Origin of the sequence: Variovorax sp. CAN15 (assembly GCF_030462475.1) — a bacterium.
In the GTDB taxonomy this organism is placed as follows: domain Bacteria; phylum Pseudomonadota; class Gammaproteobacteria; order Burkholderiales; family Burkholderiaceae_C; genus Variovorax.
In genome coordinates this window covers 1-17,286 of the sequence record NZ_JASMRZ010000041.1, presented here as the reverse complement: position 1 = coordinate 17,286, position 17,286 = coordinate 1, and the positions used below count along the sequence as shown (strand labels likewise).

Annotated in this window: 12 protein-coding genes and 2 pseudogenes; 3 read left to right on the top strand and 11 right to left on the bottom strand. The window is 59.4% G+C overall.

The window, feature by feature from the left end:
- Positions 1–4 precede the first annotated feature (4 nt).
- A complete protein-coding gene (locus QMO14_RS21575; RefSeq protein WP_301509641.1) occupies positions 5–895 on the top strand; it encodes a sigma-70 family RNA polymerase sigma factor in 891 nt (296 codons plus the stop codon).
- Between the two features lie 40 nt (positions 896–935).
- Positions 936–2,174: a tetratricopeptide repeat protein gene (locus QMO14_RS21570; RefSeq protein ID WP_301509640.1), complete on the top strand. Its 1,239-nt coding sequence runs from the start codon at positions 936–938 to the stop codon at positions 2,172–2,174.
- On the opposite strand, the gene QMO14_RS21565 is transcribed toward QMO14_RS21570, so the two are convergent.
- On the bottom strand, positions 2,171–2,638 hold the full coding sequence (locus QMO14_RS21565) for a hypothetical protein (RefSeq protein WP_301509638.1): 468 nt from the start codon (positions 2,636–2,638) through the stop codon (positions 2,171–2,173). The two genes, QMO14_RS21570 and QMO14_RS21565, sit on opposite strands and share 4 nt — an antisense overlap.
- A 48-nt stretch (positions 2,639–2,686) precedes the next feature.
- Positions 2,687–3,271, bottom strand: a complete 585-nt coding sequence (locus tag QMO14_RS21560; protein ID WP_301509636.1) for a tetratricopeptide repeat protein — start codon at positions 3,269–3,271, stop codon at positions 2,687–2,689.
- Between the two features lie 171 nt (positions 3,272–3,442).
- Here QMO14_RS21560 and QMO14_RS21555 point away from each other — a divergent pair, with 171 nt between their 5' ends.
- A complete protein-coding gene (locus QMO14_RS21555; protein ID WP_301509635.1) occupies positions 3,443–4,558 on the top strand; it encodes a hypothetical protein in 1,116 nt (371 codons plus the stop codon).
- Between the two features lie 428 nt (positions 4,559–4,986).
- On the opposite strand, the pseudogene QMO14_RS33415 reads toward QMO14_RS21555, so the two are convergent.
- The 9 genes and pseudogenes from QMO14_RS33415 to QMO14_RS21515 all read right to left on the bottom strand — a co-directional run.
- Positions 4,987–5,367 (bottom strand): annotated as a pseudogene (locus tag QMO14_RS33415) (hypothetical protein); the annotation flags it as partial.
- A 227-nt stretch (positions 5,368–5,594) separates the two neighbouring features.
- A complete protein-coding gene (locus QMO14_RS21550) occupies positions 5,595–6,203 on the bottom strand; it encodes a hypothetical protein (protein WP_301509633.1) in 609 nt (202 codons plus the stop codon).
- Positions 6,204–6,218: 15 nt separating this feature from the next.
- Positions 6,219–8,438, bottom strand: a complete 2,220-nt coding sequence (locus QMO14_RS21545; RefSeq protein WP_301509632.1) for a hypothetical protein — start codon at positions 8,436–8,438, stop codon at positions 6,219–6,221.
- Positions 8,414–9,661, bottom strand: coding sequence for a LysM peptidoglycan-binding domain-containing protein (locus QMO14_RS33410; protein ID WP_367618165.1), 1,248 nt, complete (start codon positions 9,659–9,661; stop codon positions 8,414–8,416). The genes QMO14_RS21545 and QMO14_RS33410 overlap by 25 nt, the downstream gene beginning before the upstream one ends.
- Positions 9,662–9,889: 228 nt before the next feature.
- Positions 9,890–10,039: pseudogene (locus QMO14_RS21535) on the bottom strand (RHS repeat domain-containing protein); the annotation flags it as partial.
- Between the two features lie 185 nt (positions 10,040–10,224).
- Positions 10,225–10,560 (bottom strand): hypothetical protein, encoded by a 336-nt coding sequence (locus QMO14_RS21530; RefSeq protein WP_301509631.1) that lies wholly within the window; start codon positions 10,558–10,560, stop codon positions 10,225–10,227.
- A 22-nt stretch (positions 10,561–10,582) separates the two neighbouring features.
- Positions 10,583–13,888, bottom strand: coding sequence for a LysM peptidoglycan-binding domain-containing protein (locus QMO14_RS21525; protein WP_301509629.1), 3,306 nt, complete (start codon positions 13,886–13,888; stop codon positions 10,583–10,585).
- A 198-nt stretch (positions 13,889–14,086) separates the two neighbouring features.
- Positions 14,087–14,587 carry a hypothetical protein gene (locus tag QMO14_RS21520; RefSeq protein ID WP_301509627.1) on the bottom strand — a complete coding sequence of 167 codons (501 nt, stop codon included), beginning with the start codon at positions 14,585–14,587 and terminating at the stop codon, positions 14,087–14,089.
- 1 nt (position 14,588) lies between these two features.
- A partial coding sequence (locus tag QMO14_RS21515; protein WP_301509625.1) for a LysM peptidoglycan-binding domain-containing protein occupies positions 14,589–17,286 on the bottom strand: 2,698 nt, incomplete at its 5' end.

Genomic DNA, 17,286 nt, shown 5'->3' with positions numbered 1-17,286 from the left:
CGACATGACACGCCTGCGTTCGGCATTGCCCGCATCTCCACCACCGCCGCTTTTCGACGCGGCGGCGGATCTGCTCGAGAACACTGCAGATGCGCTTCCCGATGTCGGGGATCCAACTGCCGTACTCTGGGCACGTTGGCGGGAAGGGCAGGACGAAACTGCGCGTGAGCAACTGATCTGTCACTATTTGCCCTATGCACGCATGGTGGCCGCGACCGTCTACAGCCGGCGTACCCACAACGACGTGGAATTTGCGGACTATCTGCAATTGGCGCGTGTCGGCCTGCTGGAAGCCGTGGACCGCTTCGAGCCGGGGCAGGGCGCGCAATTCAAGACGTTCGCCGCCAAGCGTGTGCAGGGTGCAGTCCTCAACGGACTCACGCGCCTTACCGAGAAGAATCAGCAGATCAGCGTCAGCGTTCGTTTGCGGCAGGATCGGCTTGGCGCCGTCAAGGAGGCGGCCGCCGATGAGACTGCGGGTGAAGATCCGGCGGGAGGTGCGCCGGCTTCTGCTTCTGCACGCAGCACCGACAAGCTTTTCAAGTACCTTGCCGAAGTGGGTATAGGGCTTGCGCTGGGCGTCATGCTCGAAGATACGGGCATGGTCGATGCCGAGGCATTCGATGGGAATGGCCAAGTGCCGTCGGCGGAGGTGAGCTACTTCCGCAAGACCGAGATCGTCCAGCTGCGCACGGTGCTGCGTGATCTCGTAAGCCAGCTCAGCGAGCAGCAGCGGCTGGTGATACGCCACCACTATCTTCAGGAAATTCCCTTTGACGAAATCGCGGCACTCATGGGCGTGACGCGCGGGCGGGTCTCCCAGCTGCATCGCCAGGGCCTGACCCGGCTGCGTGAATTGCTGGGCAAGGACGCCCGCTGCGACGTGTCGTGGTGATCTTCTGCATTTTTGGCCGCTAACCTACATTCTTCATCTCATGACGGACTCGAACGCATCTCCCGCATCCGCCGCACGCCAGCGTCTTGACCGGCTCGACGGCTTCCTGCGCGAAGACCCCTCCAACAATGCACTGCTGATCGACGCATTCGAAACCGCGTTGTCGTGCGGCGAATGGGAACGTGCGCGCTTCCATCTGAAGCATGGCCAGACGCTGCTTGACGAGCCGCTCGCATGGCGCTTGCGCGAAGGCGATTTCTGGCTTGCGCAGCAGCGTTACGACGAGGCGCTCGAGGTCCTTGAAGCGCTGGCGAAGACGCCCGCGCCGCCTCCGGGGCTGACAGAAGTGCTTCTCCACAACCTGGCTTTCATCGAGCTTCGGCGTGGCCGTTATGCGGATTGCGTCAACCGGCTGGCGCCAATGCTGGAAGCGCAAGATGGTGCAGGGCAAGGAGCCGGCAACCGGCCACCAGTGACAAACCGCGCCTTGCAACAGGTCTGGCTGAGGGCACTGCACCACGACGGTCAGCTCGACCGCGCGATGGATTGGGCGCTAAAGGCCGAGCAGCAGAACAGTCTCGACGTGCAAGCCGCCGGTGTTGCAAGCCTCATTGCGGTCGACGCATCCGACTTCGCGGCTGCGCAGAGATGGTCCGTCGCCAGCCTGAACGACGGTTCGCCGGCCGATCACCCGGTCGAGAGCCTCGTGAGCCAGGCTTCCATCGCGCTGGCTGCGCGAGACGCCGGGCGCGCCATCCAGTTTGCCGATGCAGCCCTGAAGCGACAGCCCGAGGATGGCCGCGCATGGTCGATGCGCGGTTTTGCAGCATTGCTCGCCAACGATCTTGCTGGAGCGCGTGCCGCGTTCCTGAAGGCGGTCGCTGCCATGCCGCAGCACATCGGTACCTGGCATGGCCTGGGCTGGACGCAAATCGTGCAAGGCGATCTCGACGCGGCGCACAGCAGCTTCAGCACAGCCTTGGCGCTCGACCGCAACTTCGCGGAAAGCCACGGCGGACTTGCGGTGGTATTGGCCATGCAGTCGAAGCGACAGGCGGCCGCAGAGCATGCCGAGTTGGCCTTGCGGCTGGACAAGGCCAACCTGTCGGGGCGCTACGCACAGGCGCTGTTGAGCGGTGAGGTGAAAGATGCCAGCGACGTGCAGCGCTTTGCACGGCGCCTGCTCGGTGGCCGTACCGCCCCGCTGGGCGGAGACATGGGCGACATCTTTGCGCCTGAGGTGACGCCGCCTGCCAGCAGCATCGATAAAGCTGGCTAGCGCTTCAGGGCAGCGTTGCTTGCCCCGCTGTCTTTCGCATCCGCAAGCAGGAGGCTTCCTGCTTCGCGCAGCGCCGCATGGAGCTGCGGGTCGCTTTCCATGCGTTCGAGCACGGTGTCGACCATCTGGTCGAAGCCGCGGTCGTCCAGCCGGTCGCGGCCGAATGCCTGCACCAGCACCGATTCCAGAAAAAGTCGAAATGCCTTGCGCTCGCGATGCGGATCGCCGGCTGCGAGAGAGTGAACTCGCAATGCCACCATCTGCTGAAGCTGGACATCGTCGTTTCCGGGTTCGCTGCCCTTTTTCTCGTCGGCTTCGGACGATTGCCCGGTTCTGCCTTTCGCTGCCTGAGAATTGCGTTGGGCTCCCTCGCTGACAACCGGACGCTCCTTGGTCTGAGCCCGGAATTGCGCCGCGAATTGCGCGCGAATCATCGCAGCCAATTGCGTCGACGGATCAATCATGGGAATGCATGCTGGCAGCCAGTGGAGGCATTTGACGCAATCGCAGCGTCAATGCGGCCGTCCTTGCTGCTGATAGTTGGCCAGAAGCACGTGGTTGCCGGATTCACCTTCTGCGTCGGTCGATTCTTCATCAGGAGCGGCGTTCGCGGTCAAGGCATTGATGCCCGCGATGACTTTTTCTATATCGCCCGACAACGCACTGTTGGTGGTATTGAGCTCCAACCCTCGCCTGTAATGCTGCAAGGCTTCTTCGAAGCGGTCTTGGGCCAATGCGGCAAAACCACGAACGAAATGCGGCAGCGGGTCGGCGTCGGGCAAATCGAGCAACGGCTGCCAGGTCAGCAGCCCCACGCCGGCGCGCCCAGAACTGAATTGCAGCAAACCCAATTGATATCGTGCCATCGGAAAACCAGGCGCCAGCAAGGTCGCATTGGCAAACGCCGTTTCAGCTTGGCTCATGTCTCCGAGGGCGGCGAATTCCGCTCCCAGCAGAAACTGCGGCAGGCCCGCGCTCGGGTCAGCCGCGCTTGCTTTCTGGAACCATTCGATGGCCTGGGCTCCGTCGTTGGCCTGGCTCGCGCTCATGCCGTTGGACATCAGGGCATCGAATGAAGTCGGGTCTGGGCTTTGCATCTCAAAACAACCTTTGCTGCGATGACGCGAAAAGCGCCAAGGATGAGCGGTACTGGCGCTCGCCATCGCATTGTCACGCCTGAACGAGCTTGCCGGACGGAGGCGGAGTCGCTCAAGGGGGCATCGGCCTTCCTGCTAAACAAATCGCAAGAACGCTGGATGACTTGTCTCATGAACACCAGTACGTTGTATCCCCTCGCCACCGCTGCGCCGCAGGTCGAAGCCTCTCCATCGCAGGCAACTGATGCTCCTGCCGAGGCGTTTGCAGCCGCGTTGCGGCGCTCCGACTGGAGCGAGGCGGAGCGTCAATTGCGTGCCGGAGAAAGCCACGCAGGCGAGGGCGCCGAAACCTGGATCCTGCGCAGAAGCGACTGGTACCTTGCGCAGCAGCGATGGGATGAAGCAGCAACCCACTTGCACGGGGTGCTCGACCATGAAGCCACGACCAGCCTGTTTCAGACCGTGGTGCGCCACAAACTGGCATCGATCGCTTTCATGCGCGGGGATGACGCAGGCTGCGTGGCCTGGCTGTCGCCGCTGCTCGAAGTCGACGGTGTCGCAAACACCGCGGCCCAGGGAGGGCGTGCCTTGGAAATCCTATGGGTGAGGGCACTGCATCGTTCGCGTGCGACTGATCGGCTGCATCGCTGGGTTGCCCAGTTGGACGCCCGTGGCCTGCTTGATCCGGCAGTTGCCGGTGTAGCCAGTCTTGCCAGTGCGGAGCTTGGTGATCTGGCCTCGGCCAAGCGGTGGATTGCCATGGGACGGAGCAGAGAGGACGCGGTTTCCGCAGAGTGTTTGATTGCGGCGACCCATGTGGCGATGAGCAGCCGGGCTTCTCTTGAAGAGATCGGCAAGCTCGCCGAAGAAGCCTGCACGAAATGGCCTGCCGACGGACGTACGTGGACCGTGCGTGGCCTCTCCAGGCTCCTGATCGGGGACATAGAGGGTTCCAGCGCCGATCTGGAACGCGCCGTGGAACTGGCTCCTGGCTATGCGCTGGCTTGGCGTGGGTGGGGTTGGGCGCAGATTCTCTCGGGAAAAGCCGCGCTGGCGGAACAGAGCTTTCTGTCTGCGTTGAAGCTCGATGACCGGCACTCGGAAAGCCACGGAGGGTTGGCTGTAGCGCTGTTTGTGCAGCAGCGGACGGCTGAGGCGCGAGATTGCTCCGCAGAGTGCTCGAGACTGAACGCTGCAAGCCCGTCTGGGGCTTATGTGGAACGTCTTCTGTCGGGAGATCCGCAAGCAGGGTTGAATCTTTCGGAGATTCTTGCGCGGCTGGTCTAAGCCTCGTAGTTGTAGGCTGCTGCATAGTGCAGATGCCGTTCGGGCCGTTGCCCTCGTTGTCGTAGGTGTAGTTGACCGCGCTGGCGGAGACCAGGTACTCGGCGGTGGCCTGGTGGATGAGGCGGCCGTTGGCGTCGTACTGGCTGAAGCGCCCCTGCAGGGCATCGGTGCCGTTGGTGCCGCGCAGCATGCGGTGCAGGTTGACGTAGTCCGCGCCCAGCGCGCCAGGGGTGCTCTGGATGACACGGCTGGCGCCGTCGTAGCCGCGAGCCTCCACCAGGGCGCCGTCGCGCACCACGGTGCTCAGGCGGTTGAGGTTGTCGTAGCTGTACTCCTCCACGATGTTGCCGGCCACGGCCGTCCACTGGCCGTTGTCCTGCACGATGCGCACGCCTGCGTGCTCGTCGCGGGTGCGGTTGCCGTTCTTGTCATAGCTCAGCCTGTGGCCCTCGGCGCCCAGCACGCTGCCGTCGGCGGTGGCCGAATCGACCAGCGTCTGGCGGTTCATCTGGTCGTAGGCGAAGTAGCGGTCGGTCTCCTCGCCGCCCTCGATGGGCGTTCCCTGCGGGCCCTGTGCGGTCAGCGCGCTGTAGGCGAGCTTGGTGTGGATGTGGGTGCGGTTGCCGACCTTGTCGTAGTCGATGGTGATGTAGGCGTTGGTGTCGGCCACCCAGCGCGTCGTAGGCCATCTGGTTGTCCTGGTAGGTGACGCCGCCCTGTACGGTGGTCTCGCGGATGCGACGCCCGCCCAGGTCATAGGCATACGTCGTGACCTTGCCCACGCCCGCGTCGTCGATGCGCAGCAGCTGGCCCGCCTTGTCGCGCGAAGAGAATCTACTCCCTAGCTCTCTATTCGCCCAAGAGCGACCGAACCTCTAGCAGCTCAATCTTTCGCGGTTAATTGATCTGGGTAATAAATTGCCGGCTTTCAGTGGCCAAAAAGATAGTCCTGGCAAGGTGATCCCTGAAAATTTGACAGCAAAATTCATTTACTCCAGGGGAAGGCCAGGTCGCTTGATTTAAAAATCAAAAAAATTCAATTTCTCCCTAAAAACAGTCGCGCATCACCCAAATAGATGTTGGCCCTTAGTCGATCGCTTTCTCCGCTCAAACTAAGCAGGGCGCGATCCTCGTTGCAATCGAGTTTGATTGTGGTTGGTCCTGAATCTTCTGATTCGAATGTAGTGATGTAAATTTCTTTACAGTCTTCGAGGGGGAGGGATTCAAGAAATTTAGCAATCTGCGTAATATCTTCCGCGGAACCGGCGATATATCCGCCTTTCACATTTTCGGCAAACATGTCATTATAAATGTAGGCAGACCTTGGTAAAACCATGGTCCCTACGCCGATTGGCGAGCCTTTTGGAAATCGCAGCCATGCACCGGTATATTCGCCGTTGTTCTTGAGTACTTGTCCGCTTTTGTAAGCATCGCGAGTATCGGCAACTGCCAGCCTCGCCACCTCCGGCCAAAGAGCATGGTTTGCCCAGCAGCCCAAGTGAACAGGCGCTCCAACTAGAGATATCAATTCCTCTTTGTATACTGAGGCATAAGGATCAACAATAGGTACATGATTGAAGTCGAGAATTGAATTTATCTCTTCATTGCAAATTCGACAACGAAGTGCTGAGAACGAATGAGCCATGATTTTCCTTGTTGTTTAGCGTAATACATTGCCGCCGGTGGGCATCATTGGTGGGGTGTTTAAAGCACGCCAATATCCTTGATTATCGAAAGATCCTATCCAATAATCAATGCCGGGTGCGCGTGTTCCCGACGTTACGATATAGCTTCTTTTTTGACCAATCTCCCAAAGATACGCTAAATCACCGGCAACCCTTCCGGAGGGTGTTCTAGCGGAGGGCATTAAATGGTATGGCAAATCACCCGGATGAGAATGTACGATAAGACGCTGGACATCTAGCTTAAGTACATCAGAGACGCTGCTAGCGTCACCACGCATCAGCATCCGACTTCCATCACGAAGGCGTACTACTGCATGCTCCCATCCTGTAGCCTTGGTAAGAGCCGATACATCACCGAATGACAAGGTACCCCAAGGGGCTTCAATAGCCCGCGTCCCTTGGAATGACGCGCTCGATAGACGCTCGTGCAGCGCTAATTGTTTGGCGCTGAGAATGTCGATGCCTTCCGCCCTAGGGCCATAGGCAACGCTTCTCTCTGGGAAGGCTTGTGTTCCAACCTTGCCAACCAACAATGATTCGCTCACGCTTCCCAGCGAACGCAGTCCTGTCACCGTTGCGCCGGCCTCCAGTACAAACTGCGTTCCAGCAAAAAGGACTGTTGTGGCACCGTCACCAATGTACCCAGCAGTGAAGTCTCGCGCAGCTTGTATTCCATTGCTGACTCGCTGTGCTACAGGTGCCAAACCGCGCATGATGCTCTGAGCACCATCACTGCGCGGGGAGTAGTTCCAACTTTCCGCGAAGCCCTCTTGCACGCCAACCGCTGCGTCAGTGCCTGCGAGGGTGTACGGAATGGACGCCAAGCCTCCGAGTATTCTGCCCACTTGGTTGTAGGCTCCCCCGATCACCAGTTCGGTGGCTCCCACAGCCAAGTTGGCCGCTTGCGTCAGCGGAATGTTGGCGCCCGCATTGCTGAAGTGGTTCGTGCTATCGCCAAAGCCGCCTCCATCAACCGGCTGCGCCACCGATGCTGCGCCCGCAGCGTAGTACGCCTTTGCAAACTGCCCGCTCGGCGTGTCCCACATGCGGTTGAGCATCCTCTGGGTGTCGTCATAGGTGGTCGCCACATAGGTCGGTCTGCTGCGCCCTTCATTGCCGTAGTTTTCGTTGCGATAAGTGGCCTCTTGGGCAGCCTGCCTCATTTGCTCCTCGGCGATAGCGGCCCGGTTGCGACTCTCCAAGCTGATCGCGTTACCGCCGTATCCAGCCTGACTCACGTCATTCAAGTCCACGTACAGCGTCTGCCCCGGCAGCACGATAGGCATTCCCATGGCGTTGCGTCGGATCTGCCCAGTGGCCAATGCTTGTCCATACATCGCTTGCGCCTCAGCCGACGACATACCCGCAGAGCGGAATGCAGCCAGAGGCCCTTGATCCTGCCCAACCGTCACAACTCGCCGCCCACTCGCATCCGTGGTGTCGTCCATGACGTCCATGCCATTGCGCGCGTAGAGGCCGTCGGCGTTGCTCGTAGCACTCGTGGTGGGCAATCCCATTGGGTTGATGCTTGCACGACGCATCGCCATGTCGTCGGCGAAGCTGAATCCCGTTCCAGGCCCATCTGCGAAGTAACCCAGGATGCGCGCCTTCTCTTTGGCGCCAACCACCCCCGGCACGTTGTTGGCCTTTGCAAGAGCATCTCCAATGATGTTGCCGAACGCGTCTGCCGCAATTTGCGCGCCACTAATCTTGCCGCCCCGTACGACTGTCCCCACCAAAGCGCCACCGAATCCTGATACGAAGCTCTTCCCGAAATCGAACTGTGTTCTGGGGTCGTACTGCATCGCCGAGTTCAGCCCTTGGCTTACACCTGCACTCACCGCACTGGCTGCCACGCTCTTCCAGCTGAACTTGTCTTGCAATCCGGTCACGACTGCAACGCCTTGTGTGATGGTGCTGCCAAGAGCGCCGCGCATCGCTCCATTGAGAAATGCGCTACCCGTGTCAGGGAGTATGTTTGCACCCCCCAGGCCCGCCGATACCACGCCACCAATGGCACCCAGGGCCACTCCCTTCCAACTGAATCCATCTTGGACACCAATGGCATTGCCCACCACCTGACTCGCAATTGAGCCAGCTGCGCCGGCCGCGGCGCCTGCAGTCACCATGCCATAGCCAAGTTCTGACAGCGTTCCATAGGACAGGACGGTCACCACGACAGCCACGATGGCCACGATGACCTGCCCCAGTCCCCCGCACCCCCCCCCTGGCTCTGCGGCGTCGCCATCATCGTCGGCGAGTCATTGGCGATCTTGCTCGGGTCGTAAGGCTTGAACGTATTCGCGTTGTTCGCGCTGCTGGTGGCCGCCGGAATGCGCAGCACCTGGCCCGCGCGCAGGTCCGCATTGCCGCTCAGCCCGTTGGCATCCGCGATCAGGTACCACAGGCTCGAGTCGCCATACGCCCCCTTGGCGATGGTCTGCAGCGTGTCGCTCACGCCCACCGAGTAGCTGCCGGGCGTGCCCGCCGGGTAGTTGCCGTTGATGGGCTGATACCCGAAGCTGAAATCGCTCTGCGGCGTGAAGAAGGGTCCGTTCTGCGCCAGCGGCGTGCCGTCGAAGCGGGTGTCCGACAGCAGCCCGTAGCGTCCGAGCACCTCGCCGTTGACCACCATCTGGCGCTGGCCGTTGACGCGCTTGTCSGGCGTGCCTTCRTACGCGTAGTAGGCGTACAGGGCGTTGCCGTTGGCGTCGTTGAYGAAGTTGTGCGTGCGCAGGTCCGGCTGGGCGGTCTGGCCGACGTCGCCGGTGGACTTCAGGTGYCCGTTGGCGTCGTAGTTGTAGCCCATGATGCCYTGCGACAGGAGCGCGCCCGTGCCGGCCTTGGTGGTCAGGCTCACGCTGGCCGAGGTKCGRTAGCCCTCGGCCTTGTCCACCGTGTTGGTGGTGGTGGTGAAGGTGCCGTTGACGGTGTCGGCCACCAGGTAYGACAGGGCGTTGCCCTCGTTGTCGTAGGTGTAGTTGACSRCGCTGGCGGAGACCAGGTACTCGGCSGTGGCCTGGTGGACGAGGCGGCCGTTGGCGTCGTACTGGCTGAAGCGCCCCTGCAGGGCATCGGTGCCGTTGGTGCCGCGCAGCATGCGGTGCAGGTTGACGTAGTCCGCGCCCAGCGCGCCAGGGGCGCTCTGGATCACGCGGCTGGCGCCRTCGTAGCCGCGAGCYTCCACCAGGGCGCCGTCGCGCACCACGGTGCTCAGGCGGTTGAGGTTGTCGTAGCTGTACTCCTCSACGATGTTGCCGGCCAYGGMCGTCCACTGGCCGTTGTCCTGCACGATGCGCACGCCTGAGTGCTCGTCGCGGGTGCGGTTGCCGTTCTTGTCGTAGCTCAGCCTGTGGCCCTCGGCGCCCAGCACGCTGCCATCGGCGGTGGCCGAATCGACCAGCGTCTGGCGGTTCATCTGGTCGTAGGCGAAGTAGCGGTCGGTCTCCTCGCCGCCCTCGATGGGCGTGCCCTGCGGACCCTGTGCGGTCAGCGCGCTGTAGGCGAGCTTGGTGTGGATGTGCGTGCGGTTGCCGACCTTGTCGTAGTCGATGGTGATGTAGGCGTTGGTGTCGGCCACCCAGCGCAGGCGGCCCAGCGCGTCGTAGGCCATCTGGTTGTCCTGGTAGGTGACGCCGCCCTGCACGGTGGTCTCGCGGATGCGACGGCCGCCCAGGTCATAGGCGTAGGTCGTGACCTTGCCCACGCCCGCGTCGTCGATGCGCAGCAGCTGGCCGGCCTTGTCGTACGAGTAGCTCAGGTTCTGGCCGCGCGAGTTGGTCTGCTGAGTGAGCTGGCGCGCGTTGTTTGCCTTAAGGCGTAGTGCCCGTGATCGTTCAACTGTTTTTTATGAATTTATCACCCAACATTTTCTCCATGCAAACGAAGCCACATTCATTGCTCATTCATACAAGAAAGAATGCTGAGCCTCCAGAAATTTCTCTTAAGCCTCAACTTAAATTGCATGCAAAAGGAGAATATTTATTCATAAAAATCAGGCTCAGCTATCAATTCAACATCCTCAGCGGTGGCGCGAAGCACATCAAGAAGTTGTCTAGCAAGTGTCTTTTGATTTTTAATATCTGATGTGTTCTGAGGAAAAACCGAAGCACTATATTTAAAAAAGCTCCACGACTCCTCTCCAAATCCGAGGCGATTTTTATCGTGGCCTGGGTTTTCTTCTATTTTTAACACATTGCCTTGAAGAAGCAAGTAGCCTCCTCGCACCAATGAGTCGGGAAATTGATTGTTTAAATATTCAATCAAATCTTCTTTTGATTTTTTTGATTCGACAAGAATTTCAAAAGTCAGATCCATGATTTTTCCAATCTTATTCATCTTAATTCAAGGGAATAAACGGCCCTTGATTAAAAGGAGAAGTCCTCTTGGCAATAGAAAATTGAATGCTTGTCACGGATGGCGGAAGTTTTGGATGAACATCTGTCCACATGATTCTTTCCAAATCGAAAGACGCACTTCTTGCGGTAATTCTTTCTTGATTTTCCGCATTTTTCAGTAGAATTTTTTGATTCCGCCCTGAAGTTTCAGCCATGCGCTTATTGAGTAGCGCCGCGAAATCATTGTCGCTCACGATATGAATTAAATCGATATCCGTTACACGATCTACCTTGCCATATCCACGGCTTCCGTGAACATATGTTTCACCCGGTGGCAGGCCTTCCCTACTCATTGCGTCACGCATTGCAGTAGAGAAGTCATCAAATTCTCTACGAGATAGTCCGCGTGGTACAGGCGGGCCTTCTAGTTTCAAACCGGGCATCGCCACCGTTGCTGCGCCCCCAAGTCCAACGAATGCACCGGAAAAATCCCTTACCGCCGCCAATGCCCCACTGAAGCGAACGTCAAACGGCTGACTCGGGTCAAGTGCGATGGCCATACTAGTACCCGCTTGGCTTGCCAGCGGAATCGCACCCGCCGCAGCGCTCGGAATGTTCAGAGCGCCTCGGACTAACTCTTCTCCAGCCATCAGTGGGAACATCGCCGTTGCTCCCACTGTGTTGATGGCCCTGTCGACGAACCCATCGCCATTGGTGATGCCAGCTACTGCCCGGTCGTAGCTGGTCTTCACGCCCCCCTCTCGAACATGCAGTGCACTGGACAGATTGGCCATCTGCTCCACGTAACTCATTTCGGTTGAGTTGCCAGCAGGCACCATCTGCGTCATGCCCGTGGGCAGACCGTTCATCATGTCATACACCGGCTGCTCGACCATCGGCCGGCCACGTTGACTTAGCCAGCTTATGTCGTTATAGGAAGCTGATACGGAGGGCATTGAGCGGTAGCCCTCATTGCCATAGTTCTCGTTGCGATAAGTTGCCTGTTGTACAGCCTGTCTCATCTGCTCTTCAGCTATAGCAGCCCGGTTGCGACTCTCCAAGCCGATCGCGTTACCGCCGTATCCAGCCTGACTCACGTCGTTCAAGTCCACATACAGCGTCTGCCCCGGCTGCACGATAGGCATTCCCATGGCGTTGCGTCGGATCTGCCCGGTGGCCAGTGCTTGCCCATACATCGCTTGCGCCTCAGCCGACGACATGCCTGCAGATCGGAATGCGGCCAGAGGCCCTTGATCTTGACCCACCGTCACAACTCGCCGCCCACTCGCATCCGTGGTGTCGTCCATGACGTCCATGCCATTGCGCGCGTAGAGGCCATCAGTGTTCCCCGCAACACTCGTGGTTGGCAGTCCCATCGGGTTGATGCTCGCACGACGCATCGCCATGTCATCAGCGAAGGTGAATCCCGTTCCAGGCCCATCCGCGAAGTACCCCAGGATGCGCGCCTTTTCTTCGGCACCAACTACCCCTGGCACATTGTTGGCCTTGGCTAGAGCATCTCCAATGATGTTGCCGAACGCATCCGCGGCTATTTGAGCGCCGCTGATCTTGCCCCCGCGTACAACGGTTCCTACAAGAGCGCCGCCGAATCCGGACACAAAGCTCTTCCCGAAATCGAACTGTGTTTTGGGGTCGTACTGCATCGCTGAATTCAGCCCTTGGCTTACGCCAGCGCTTACCGCACTGGCTGCCACGCTCTTCCAGCTGAACTTGTCTTGCAGCCCGGTCACGACTGCAACGCCTTGTGTGATGGTGCTGCCGAGGGCTCCACGCATTGCTCCGTTGACAAACGCGTTGCCCGTGTCGGGAAGTACGTTTGCGCCACCCAAGCCCGCTGATACCGCACCGCCAATAGCCCCCAGAGCCACCCCCTTCCAGCTGAAGCCATCTTGAGCGCCGATGGCGATACCTACTGCCTGGCTTGCGATGGAGCCGACGGCGCCCCCGATGGCCCCTGCAGCAACTGTTCCAGCTGTCGTTACAGCTCCACCAGTGGCCCCAAAGGCCGCGCTCATTGGCCCTGACAAGGCTCCTGCAGTGAAGTACGTCACAACGATGGCCACGACAGCCACAATGATCTGACCAAGCCCCCCGCACCCACCGCCCTGGCTCTGCGGAGTCGCCATCATCGTCGGCGAGTCGCTGGCAATCTTGCTCGGGTCGTAAGGCTTGAACGTATTGGCGTTGTTCGCGCTGCTGGTGGCCGCCGGAATGCGCAGCACCTGGCCCGCGCGCAGGTCCGCATTGCCGCTCAGCCCGTTGGCATCCGCAATCAGGTACCACAGGCTCGAGTCGCCATACGCCCCCTTGGCGATGGTCTGCAGCGTGTCGCTCACGCCCACCGAGTAGCTGCCCGGCGTGCCCGCTGGGTAGTTGCCGTTGATGGGCTGATAGCCGAAGCTGAAATCGTTCTGCGCCGTGAAGAATGGTCCGTTCTGCGCCAGCGGCGTGCCGTCGAAGCGCGTGTCCGACAGCAGCCCGTAGCGCCCGAGCACCTCGCCGTTGACCACCATCTGGCGCTGGCCGTTGACGCGCTTGTCGGGCGTGCCTTCGTACGCGTAGTAGGCGTACAGGGCGTTGCCGTTGGCGTCGTTGACGAAGTTGTGCGTGCGCAGGTCCGGCTGGGCGGTCTGGCCGACGTCGCCGGTGGACTTCAGGTGKCCGTTGGCGTCGTAGTTGTAGCCCATGATGCCCTGGGCGGTGATCCCGCCGGTGTGCACCGAGGTGGTCACGCTCAGGCTGGCTGCAGTGCGGTAGCCCTCGGCGCGCTCCACCGTGTTGGTGGTGGCGGTGAAGGTGCCGTTGACGGTGTCGGCCACCAGGTACGACAGGGCGTTGCCCTCGTTGTCGTAGGTGTAGTCGACCACGCTGGCGGAGACCAGGTATTCGGCGGTGGCCTGGTGGATGAGGCGGCCGTTGGCGTCGTACTGGCTGAAGCGCCCCTGCAGGGCATCGGTGCCGTTGGTGCCGCGCAGCATGCGGTGCAGGTTGACGTAGTCCGCGCCCAGCGCGCCAGGGGCGCTCTGGATCACGCGGCTGGCGCCGTCGTAGCCGCGAGCCTCCACCAGGGCGCCGTCGCGCACCACGGTGCTCAGGCGGTTGAGGTTGTCGTAGCTGTACTCCTCSACGATGTTGCCGGCCACGGCCGTCCACTGGCCGTTGTCCTGCACGATGCGCACGCCTGCGTGCTCGTCGCGGGTGCGGTTGCCGACCTTGTCGTAGTCGATGGTGATGTAGGCGTTGGTGTCAGCCACCCAGCGCAGGCGGCCCAGCGCGTCGTAGGCCATCTGGTTGTCCTGGTAGGTGACGCCGCGCCGCATCGTCGCCTTGCAGCGATCACCTCAATGCGTAGAAAACGTTACTCCTTCTGCACACCAGCTTAAGAAAGAATCGGAGTTTGATTTTTGCATTGAAAAAATGGGCCAAGTTGCAAAATCTTAAAAACCCATTAAACCCGAAAAGATTTCAGGCTATTACTTCATTTTTCAACATAAAGTAGGAATTCCGTTGAATTTCAACTTCGGCATTTCTTCCAGTCTTTGAAGATAAAGCGATATGATTTGGTCATCTCCCAGAATACCTGATGATGGCTCATCGCTCAGAAAAGTCATGTGATAGAACCCATTCTCTAGACTAATTATTTGACGCTCAGAAATATTTCTCGACCAATTCATTAAGTCAAACAAATCTCTTACGCAAATGATTTCATCTTTGACTTCAATGCCGGCGCGCAACTTGTAGGCGCTCTTTGTTACATGATCTTCATTTGGGTAGCCTGCATATATGTTGAGAATAAAATCACCAGGAGTTCCAAGATTTATCCCAACAATGCCGCCACGTAAAGCTTCAGCCTCCACAAGGTCGGGGTTTTCAAAATTGGAAGAAAGATAATCCTCCCCTTCTTGAATTTTTTCGGTCGCAAATGGGGAATAAAATATCACTCCCATTCCTGTTATTCTTAGTTTTATTGAGCCAAGAGCGGTCATCTTAATATCCATAGTAAATCAACAGCGATTCTATCGCTTCCTGCGGGGTAACATTTGATCCATTTGGAATGGGGCTTCCTTTTGGCGTTCGAACATCTCCTCTGATTCCTTGAATTTCTGGTCGTGCATACGCACTTCGATATTTTTCAAGCAATTGCATGGAAGTGAGCCCCGGATTATCTCCTAGGTCGATTCCTTCCGCCGCAGTCGCCCGATGCAAGCGAATATGCGCTTGCCCAGCGGACTCTGCGGAGCCTGATGGATAATACCTTGGAGTGCTTTTTTGGTCAAAAACGGAAAGCTCGGGACGGCCTTCGACATTCACTCGCTCTACAAGATGTGCTCCCTGTCCCTTGGCTGTTAGACGCCAACTGCCAGATCCAATAGGCCCGATAAAGTCCGCATCCCCAGGAATTGGAGCTCCTCGCGTAACTCCCAATGGATTGCCGTGAGCATCTATTGCAACCAACTTGGGGAGGGCAACCGCACCAGCTTGTCGATTGCGCGCGAGCTGCGCAGGCAATTGCCCCGCTTCGATCGCGTAATCTTGTACACCTATTCCGCGAAGCCCTGCCGCGCCCAATTTCGACACATTTCGAATCGATTGCGCACCGCCAAGAATCCCTGCTGCAATAGCCGCTGTCTGACCAGCATTGATTCGCGCTGCTCCGATCTCGTCGCCTCCAGCGCGTAGTGCTTCTGCTCGCGCATAGTTCTCAGCAATGTTATGGATCACCTGACCGGCAACAACTCGCGGAGAAGTCACTAGATTGGCAACGCCTTGCGCGAGCGCCCCTTGTTCAATCCAGGCCTGTTGGATGATTGGACTGTCGTGATTGATGCCCCCTGTGAGGATGTCACCAATCTGAAGCACGGTATTGCCCAAGATTCGAACCGTGCCATTGACCGCATCAATGCCCGTTTGCACGACACCTTGAAGCCCTCCAATGAATTGGTCTCCGAGTTCGCTTCCTGTCGTAGTAGGTCCACTGAGTTCACCTCCAAGAGGCGCTGCCGCCAGCGCTGGGGCCGGCGTGTAATAGATCATCTGAGTGCCAAGTGCAGGCGTTGGCTTAACGTCAAATATGGAATGCCCAGGAATTGAGGGCAGTTGCCCAAAATCCTCGATCGCGCGCTCAATCATGAGTGTCTTATCTTCGGGGTCGGTACGCTCGAAGATTGGTGTGCCATCCGATAAGGATGGCATCGCCTTGTGGTTAGTCCAGTAGCTTCCACTTACGTCTACACGGAATTGCGGCCCGCCGGTATAGGCCGACGCATCTGCTACCAGCACATCGTTGGAACGGTCTACTCCGCTCGAACGCCACTCGGCGTTTTGAGATATCGATGGCACGAAAGCATTGACTTGAGCAAAGTCGTAGCGAGGTGGTGTGTTGTTGAAAACGATGTGTTCGCCCGTTGTCGGGTCGACATACGGTCTGCGCCTCGTTCCCTCTCCTCGATAGCTGCTGTCGCTGGTGCTGCTCCGTGCGAGAGCATCCCCAATGACATTACCGAAGGCATCGGTCGCCAACTGGGTGCTGTTGATCCGCCCATTGATCGCCAACTGCGATACCGCAGAGCCTGCGACTCCCATCGCAACGCTCTTGAACGGATCGAAGGCCACGCCCTGCCCATAGTTCATTAAGCCGCTGAGGCCTTGGCTGACCACTGGTGCCAGTGCGCTCGCGGCCACCGACTTCCAGCTGAAGCTGGGCTGCAGGCCCATGGCCACGCTCACACCCTGTGTCACCGCGTTGCCAAGAGCCCTCTGGATCACCTGATTGCCAAGTGAGCCTGCGCCTCCGGCCAAGTCGGTTGCACCCGTGAAGTTCACGCCGGAAAGACCGCCGTTCACCCCGCCGCCAATCGCCGCGAGCGCAACGCCCTTCCAAGAAAAACTATCCTGCGCGCCGATGGCAATGCCAACACCTTGGCTGACAACGGAGCCCGCAACCCCGGCGACCGCGCCCGACACCGCGAGGCTGCCGTAAGCGCCAGCGCTGATCGCGCCCGCAACCCCACCAGAAATTCCCGAGACGTTTACGAGATACCACTGCTGAGTGAATGCCGCGACCACGATGGCCACAACAGCAACAATGATCTGGCCAATCCCCCCGCAGCCACCCCCCTGGCTCTGCGGCGTCGCCATCATCGTCGGCGAGTCATTGGCAATCTTGCTCGGGTCGTAAGGCTTGAACGTATTCGCGTTGTTCGCGCTGCTGGTAGCCGCCGGAATGCGCAGCACCTGCCCCGCGCGCAAGTCTGCATTGCCGCTCAACCCGTTGGCATCCGCGATCAGGTACCACAGGCTCGAATCCCCATACGCCCCCTTGGCGATGGTCTGCAGCGTGTCGCTCACGCCCACCGAGTAGCTGCCGGGCGTGCCCGCCGGGTAGTTGCCGTTGATGGGCTGATACCCGAAGCTGAAATCGCTCTGCGGCGTGAAGAACGGTCCGTTCTGCGCCAGCGGCGTGCCGTCGAAGCGGGTGTCCGACAGCAGCCCGTAGCGCCCGAGCACCTCGCCGTTGACCACCATCTGGCGCTGGCCGTTGACGCGCTTGTCGGGCGTGCCTTCGTACGCATAGTAGGCGTACAGGGCGTTGCCGTTGGCGTCGTTGACGAAGTTGTGCGTGCGCAGGTCCGGCTGGGCGGTCTGGCCGACGTCGCCGGTGGACTTCAGGTGTCCGTTGGCGTCG